This is a genomic window from Paenibacillus phytorum (assembly GCF_013141715.1).
In the GTDB taxonomy this organism is placed as follows: Bacteria; Bacillota; Bacilli; order Paenibacillales; family NBRC-103111; genus Paenibacillus_E; species Paenibacillus_E phytorum.
The window spans coordinates 1-4,823 of record NZ_WHOA01000180.1 but is presented as its reverse complement, the minus strand read 5'-3'; the positions used below and the strand labels follow the sequence as shown (position 1 = coordinate 4,823).

The 4,823-nt window shown below is 39.7% G+C and carries 4 protein-coding genes and 1 pseudogene; 1 reads left to right on the top strand and 4 read right to left on the bottom strand.

All coding sequences use genetic code 11. From position 1 onward, the window contains the following. Nucleotides 1-233: 233 nt before the first annotated feature. The 4 genes from GC098_RS25900 to GC098_RS25885 form a co-directional block, all read right to left on the bottom strand. A complete protein-coding gene (locus GC098_RS25900; RefSeq protein ID WP_171646092.1) occupies nucleotides 234-1,376 on the bottom strand; it encodes an S-layer homology domain-containing protein in 1,143 nt (380 codons plus the stop codon). Nucleotides 1,377-1,921: 545 nt separating this feature from the next. Beyond that, entirely contained in the window at nucleotides 1,922-2,239 is a 318-nt protein-coding gene (locus GC098_RS25895) for a hypothetical protein (protein WP_171646091.1), read from the bottom strand. A 206-nt stretch (nucleotides 2,240-2,445) separates the two neighbouring features. Beyond that, nucleotides 2,446-2,652, bottom strand: coding sequence for a hypothetical protein (locus tag GC098_RS25890; RefSeq protein ID WP_171646090.1), 207 nt, complete (start codon nucleotides 2,650-2,652; stop codon nucleotides 2,446-2,448). Between the two features lie 153 nt (nucleotides 2,653-2,805). Further along, nucleotides 2,806-3,168 carry a DUF4362 domain-containing protein gene (locus GC098_RS25885; RefSeq protein ID WP_268796260.1) on the bottom strand — a complete coding sequence of 121 codons (363 nt, stop codon included), beginning with the start codon at nucleotides 3,166-3,168 and terminating at the stop codon, nucleotides 2,806-2,808. 278 nt (nucleotides 3,169-3,446) lie between these two features. Between GC098_RS25885 and GC098_RS25880 the strand changes: the two are divergent. Further along, a pseudogene (locus tag GC098_RS25880) lies at nucleotides 3,447-4,719 on the top strand (IS110 family RNA-guided transposase). Nucleotides 4,720-4,823: the final 104 nt, after the last annotated feature.

The window sequence follows — 4,823 nt, the reverse complement described above, 5'->3', positions numbered from 1 at the left end:
CATGAGGGATGTCTACATTAGTTACATTTTAGCACATTTCAGCTTGGATTGTTTCTTATGGATTGCTAAGCTAAACTGCCCGTTAGCTTAGCGAACAAAAAACGGACGCATCGGCATCCGCTGTTCTGCTATCGTTTCCCGTTAGCTGAATACTGGTCTTAAATCGGTAATGGTCTAACCCTTTCGAATTGACGTACGAACTAAAAGCCCGCCATGAGAAAAAAGCACTGCCATTATGGCTGTGCTTTTGCCTCAGTTATACTCGTAATTTGTAAAACTATTTTAGCGTTGTTAGGGATATAACCACTGTACTGTCGATAGAATGATTGAATTCCACCGACCGACATATTTTCAAGAACGCAATTTCGTACGCCAGTATTTAAAGTTCCATCCTCGTTATAAATGAGGATATCGAATTTAATATCGTTCTTTTTGAATGGTGCTTCTTTAAGAAGCACATCTACGTTGACTCCTGAGTTTCTGATGCCATCCCAGGTTGTTTTTACGTTCGCCGCCGCCCGCTTGTCATTTGGGTCAATCACATTGAAATCAGCTGAGTTTTCAGGCGTCACATAAACCCAAGCATCACCCATCCAAGCATTAATGTGATACCAATTGTTCCATTTCTCAAATGCCTTTAAACTCTGCGGGGAAAGCTCACCTAACTTCTTTGTTTTGTCAGATGGAGCTTGGTACATGCTAGTATTAGCAGTTAAGTTTATGGTTGCATCTGTTTGTACCGCTTCTGCTTTCCATTGTGGCACATATTTCTCTTCGGTCGAAGGACTTGCTTGAAGTGTATTCAATTGCTTTTTCAAGCGCTGAATAAACGTAATTGCTTCTGTGCGCGTTACTTGATCGCCCTTTTGAAAACCGCTTAAGCTATTATCCGTCTTGCCGTCTGACAGTCCAAGATCAAGCAGGTATTGGATGGAATCATCCATACTATACTTCTTACCTGTCGCGTTCGCCAGATATTCGGCTACCATGCCCCTGTTTAAATAAATAGAACTTGTATGTCCGCCTAACGATGAGGGGGTTCTAAGACTCCACCCCATTTTATTGGCATACCGAGTATAGGGTACTGACCATTCACCCGTTTCTGACGTTGGATCGAAATCACTTGGTTGAAACGCGCGGATAAGCATGGCGATAAATTCAGCTTGTTCCACATTTTGATTTGGTTTAAACGAACCATCAGGGTAGCCATCTACAACCTTATTTTCAATAGCCCATTGAATATTTGAGTATCCCCAGAAACTTGAAGAAACATCTTTGAAAGCAATAGCAGATGCCTGCATTGTATTCGAGTTAGCGCCGAATAGCGCGGCAGACAACATCACTGTTGTTATAATTTTTGACCATGTATTTTTCATTTGATAACTCCTTTTCCAAGCTGCTAATCTATTAACGCATAGACTGTTCGTTTTGTTGCACGTAAAATCACTAAGAGCAATATTATGTTAACATTCAGGCATGAATAAAGTATATTGTTAATGTTTAGCAAAAAAAGATCATCGACTGCGCAGCAGCCATGATCCTTTTTAAGTACCGTTCTAGTTAGCAAATAGATTACAACAAGAGCTTAATAAATTTAGTAAATTAATTCAGGAATATTGAGAAAATTAAACCAATGTACATCCCATCTAATCGCAGAAAGCGCTAAGCTAACGGAGAACGTTAGCTCAATAAAGAAAGGAGCTGCCTATACAGCTCCTTCTTTTTCTTATTCACAACTATTGTAATTGTTTGGCTCCTGCAATCATTGGGTCTTCGCGATTTCTTCATTATTGCCACCCATTCTTTATTTTAATTGGTTAAGCAGCATTGCCGAATATCAATTTGTTAGCGGAATCGCTAAGAAGCATATTCTACCGAGTATGATAACGGCTATGGCACACAAAGATACAATTTTGTTTTTCTATCGAGAACTGCCCAATGCCTTTACTTGGATTGGACTGTTTTTATTTTTAATTGGCTTACTGCTTGCAAACTGGAAAGCAGAATCTCCTCTTATCATATGGTGTCTAGCATTCGTTTTGGAGATGGTAACATTATTATCAGGTATGGAATTCATAATCCGCCAACCGATCCTGTGAGTTGCATTTAATAAAGACGGATCATCGGTTCCAACCACTATTAAATCATCTTTATTTGTAAGTCTATCTACAATTTCTGCTTGTTGTAATATTAATTTGTTTTGTTTGTTTATAATCGGTTCAGTGTATTTATTACTCATCCCTAATAAGCATGAGACAATAACAAATGTCGAAATTGTCCCATATTTTGATTTATACAACTGAACCAACACTTATCTCCACAAACAATCCATTAATATAACAGTTGTTCAACTTCAAATGTTTCGGGTAACTCATCGGAATCAAAAAATAAAATGTACGTCTAGAATTTGTAAATGGACCATCCACCTGGAACTTCAATTTTGACTTAATGAAAAGGGAAATGTATCGATATACTCCAGATTATAGAAAACACAATAAATCCAAACATTACCGCTCCCCAACCTGTGTTATTAGCAGTGTCAGGATTGCCATTTTTAATTTTCTTAGCGAGGGAAACACAGTTAAGGAAAAACAAAATAGCTACAATAGGAGTTACATACAAAAACATAAAGAGCAAATTAGCCATAACCATAATTATACCTCCTTCAGCTTTTAATTTACCATAATAAGGATACCTATGAGCTTTTTTTATTATTAATACTGCCCGTTAGCACAATAGGCTGCACACGGTAGCCTGTTTAGGTTTGTTCAACTATCGTTTTTCGTTAGTTTAATCCATTTCCAGTTACAACTTTTCTTTTCTAAAAGACAGAATTCTAAGTTGGTCATCATCCTTGTAATTTTTACATTTTGATAATTCAACATCAATAAAATCACTATCTCTTTCGTGTATTCGAATTAATTTACAGACATATTCCGTCTTGCCTTTGTCTGTACTCCATGCATCTCGTGAGTTATCAACTATCCAATTTATTTCTTTACCATTTGAAATTACGTCATGAATGGCTGGACCGCTATCCATTCCTGGTTCTATAATCATTAGATTGTCTCCTTGCCCCTCATTAAATCTTGTTACCATTTTATCAACTCGTTCAAGGTCAGCTCTGTCAAGATGAAAAATAACTGAGTTGGTAGCAGTATCGTTCACTTTATTTGATTGATTTACAAACACAAAAATGAAGACAATCAAAGCAATAATTATGAATGTCTGAGTTATAATTAAAGTTTTTTTGTATTTAATATTTTTACCTCCTTCAAAGTTTTATTTACATTCTTTTACGAAAACGGCGAGAATATGTTGCGTTAAACTGCCCTTTAACATTCCTGTAGGTGTTAGTAGATTGAACTTGCAGAAAAAAGGACGCCTCGCTAGGATGAGTATGTACTGGGTTGCAGCCCTCAGAACTCACCTTAGGAGGCGTTATTATGAAGTCTAATCCAATTAATTCTCAAAATCAACGTGTAGAACGAATCTCCACTACCACTCTGGTCATAGGCATTGACATTGCCAAGGAGAAGCATGCTGCACAAGCCACTAATTTTCGAGGTATTGTCCTCACCAAGCGCCCTATTCTATTTTCGAATGACCTAGCCGGCTATGAGCAACTAGAAGACAGCATTCGGAAATTACAAAAGATACACGGCAGACTTCGTTGTGGGATTGGAGAGCACCGGTCACTATTGGTTTAATATTGCCAATTGGTTGGTAGATCAAGGAATTGATGTGGCTCTTGTCAATCCAATGACAACCAAACGCAATAAGGAAAACAGAGATAACTCACCTTCCAAGAACGACTCAAAAGATGCTCTGGTCATCGCCGATGCGGTGAGCCGTGGGTTCTACACACCCTTCTCTCCAAAGGATGAAGCATTCCGGCGAATACGGGTTATGGTTACAAACAGAGAGCACTGGGTTGTTAAGTCAGGGCGGATTAAGAATAGGATCCACCGCTGGCTCGATATCCGTTTTCCAGAATACAGACAAGCATTTGATGATGTTTTTAGCGATCGTTCCTTGGCCACATTGCGCCGGTTCCCAGCCCCTTCTGACCTATTGCAGCTAACTCCGGAGCAAATGGTACAGATCTGGGGTGAGTATATGGCTAGGCCTGGTGGAATGCGAGGTAAGAACAAGGCGCTGGAACTTCAATCACTCGCTAGACATAGCGTGGGAGACACTACTGCCCTTGAAGAAGATAAATGGGAACTAAGGCACCTCATCGAAGAGTATGAAAGAATTTGCCTAATCATTGATGAAGCAGACGAGATGATTGAAAAGGTACTGCCTGAAATCCCTTGTTCAGATCTCGTTCGATCTGTCGGTGCTTCCGTTCCTGCAACAGCTGCCATATTAGCATTTGGCGGGGACTTACGTAAGCTGTCTCACGGAAATCAGTTATTACGCAAGGCAGGATTGAACTTAGCAGAACGAAGTTCAGGCAAGTATAAGGGGCAAATCAAGCTCACCAAACGAGGCAACTCACTACTGCGTAAGCATCTCTACTTCACAGTGTTTCACCTGTTATCTTTCAATGAAGCGTTTCAAGCCTTGCATGCTCATAATACCGAAGTGAAACGAATGACGAAAATGCAGTCCATGATGAAGCTTATTGGGAAACTGGCCCGGATGCTTGTAGCCATGGCGAGAGAAGGACAAACATTCTCCATGGATAAGGCCCAGCTACCATTAGCAGCATAAATAGCAAAACGTAACCCTGAAACGTAGATTGGCTCATTCGCAGGATCTCACAAAGAAAGCACAGAGTACCGAGATTGTTCAGCTTTAGGGCATAGACCCGTTCC

Excerpts from the sequence above, each read along its gene's own strand:
- GC098_RS25900 (WP_171646092.1), bottom strand. The coding sequence starts at position 1,376 with ATGAAAAATACATGGTCAAAAATTATAACAACAGTGATGTTGTCTGCC.
- GC098_RS25895 (WP_171646091.1), bottom strand. The coding sequence starts at position 2,239 with ATGAGTAATAAATACACTGAACCGATTATAAACAAACAAAACAAATTA.
- GC098_RS25890 (WP_171646090.1), bottom strand. The coding sequence starts at position 2,652 with ATGGTTATGGCTAATTTGCTCTTTATGTTTTTGTATGTAACTCCTATT.